The organism is Vibrio mexicanus, assembly GCF_001012815.1.
GTDB lineage: Bacteria > Pseudomonadota > Gammaproteobacteria > Enterobacterales > Vibrionaceae > Vibrio > Vibrio mexicanus.
The window spans coordinates 1-527 of record NZ_JYJP01000124.1 but is presented as its reverse complement, the minus strand read 5'-3'; the positions used below and the strand labels follow the sequence as shown (position 1 = coordinate 527).

The following is a 527-nucleotide window of genomic DNA, read 5'->3' as shown; positions in this document are numbered from 1 at the left end:
TTTACCAGTTGGCGGGAAAGCTTTTCCCAACAAGTAACATTAGAGCCATCTGCAGACCCCGTGGAGCCAGTTATGTCGGTTGATGATGACGTAATAACCGTCCGTAAAGCCAACCATAATGCACGAAAGTGGAGTCTGCTACCGTTATTTTTCGTTTCTTTGCTAATAACTCTTAAACTTCTTCATGAGTTTGGACCAAGTTCGCACGAAATTAGGTATGCCAACTCCATAGTCGAAGCAAGCTCTAACCCTGAGATTCCCTACACAAAAGCAATTGGAGATGACTATATCCATGCTCTAGTAAATGAAAAAGGAAAGACCTCTTGGGGTCGCTATATCAAAGCGGTGTACATGCATGGAACAGAAGGGCTAAAAAAGTCACTAACCTATACCTTGAGCTTCATTAGCATCGCATTATTCATTACCCTTTTATTAGGAAGAGCTCTTATAAAATATCCACGTTATGCCGAAGTCTATTTTGACCGAAAGCGAGGGATCGTATACACGTGGCATGAAGCAAAGTTGCC

Annotated in this window: 1 protein-coding gene; it reads left to right on the top strand. The window is 42.3% G+C overall.

Annotation, left to right across the window (positions count from 1 at the left end; translation table 11 throughout):
- Positions 1–72: 72 nt before the first annotated feature.
- The coding region (locus UA76_RS19265; RefSeq protein WP_047049519.1) for a hypothetical protein at positions 73–527 on the top strand (455 nt) is incomplete at its 3' end.